Raw genomic sequence first — 1,318 nt, 5'->3', positions numbered from 1 at the left:
AAATAAACCTGTTCGTTTCATTTTCGCTCCAATTTATAACCAACATTGCGCACAGTGAGGATGCAATCCAAGTCTAGCTTTTTCCGCAGTTCTTTGATATAGACATCAATGACACGGTCAAAGGGAACCTCATCTGTTGCCTTCCAGACCGCATCGATAATCTGAGAACGAGTCAAGGCCCGTCCTTCATTTTTCACCAGATAGTCCAGAATTTCCAACTCTTTGGCATTAATGGCCACTTCTTGACCTGCGAGGCTTGCACTGTAACTCTCAAAATCCACCTTGGTATCCTTATAGGAGAAGACTCGTCCCGTATCGTAGTAGCGCTTGAAAATTGCATCCACCCTCACTTTTAGAAGGGAGAGAGAGAAGGGCTTTTCCAGATAACCATCTGCTAGAGAAGCAAAAGCACTCATCTTGTATTCCTCATCCTGAAAGGCGGTTAACATCAGGACAGGGACCTGACTGGTTTTACGAATCTCCGCTAGGACTTCGAGGCCATTAAGCTTGGGCATTTGGATATCCAATAAAACTAGGGCTACTTCATAGCTGGAAAATTTTTCCAGAGCTTCTTGACCGTCTGCTGCCTCAATGGTTTCATAACCACAATCCGTCAAATAGTCACTGATTCCCTCACGGATCATCTCTTCATCTTCTACAATTAAAATTTTCATAGAAAAAACGGTTCACATCCTTTAAATTTCTTGTAAATCTCCTCTGTTTCATCCTGATAGGAAGAGTCCTTATACTCAATGAAAACCAAAGAGCAAACTAGGAAGCTAGCCGCAGGCTGTACTTGAGTACGGCAAGGTGAAGCTGACGTGGTTTGAATTTGATTTTCGAAGAGTCCTTATCAAGACAAAACAGATAAAAATGCTACCTATATTATACCCCATTTAGGGGAGAATAGGTAGCAAGTTTTTTATTCGCTATCGAGCAAGAGTTCTTTTGGTTGTTTTCTAAGGAGATTGCTTGAAGCAAGCGCCATAACGAGAACCACTAGAACCAAAGCAAGGACAAAGACGATGATAAAGTCTGATGTCTGAATGGAAATGTCTAGGCTCGACAAGGTCTTGCTAAAGCCGTCTACTTCTGCACCACCACCAAGGTTAGAAGCTTGAGCAGCCTTACTGGCTTGCTTGGCAACACCTGAAGTGACATTGGCAAGAACAGTATTTCCGATTGCACGGGCTGTGTAGTTGGCTAGGAAGTAAGCAGAAACAAGAGCAGGGATGGCAATCAAGATCGATTCGGTGATGAATTGCCCCAAGATACTTGCCTGCTTGAGACCGATAGAGAGGAGGATTCCCACTTCCTT

At 43.5% G+C, this 1,318-nt stretch carries 1 protein-coding gene and 1 pseudogene; both read right to left on the bottom strand.

The genetic code is table 11. From position 1 onward, the window contains the following. Positions 1-17 precede the first annotated feature (17 nt). Positions 18-674, bottom strand: coding sequence for a response regulator transcription factor VncR (gene vncR, locus GMD6S_RS09190; RefSeq protein ID WP_000697942.1), 657 nt, complete (start codon positions 672-674; stop codon positions 18-20). Positions 675-922: 248 nt separating this feature from the next. Beyond that, positions 923-1,318, bottom strand: a pseudogene (vex3, locus tag GMD6S_RS09185) (ABC transporter permease subunit Vex3); the annotation flags it as partial.

The organism is Streptococcus sp. GMD6S (assembly GCF_000297015.1).
Note: the sequence above shows the minus strand (reverse complement) of the source record. Positions and strands in the feature narration are given on the sequence as shown.

What these genes read in the sequence shown, in the direction of transcription:
- vncR (WP_000697942.1), bottom strand. Translation starts at nt 674, where the DNA reads ATGAAAATTTTAATTGTAGAAGATGAAGAGATGATCCGTGAGGGAATC.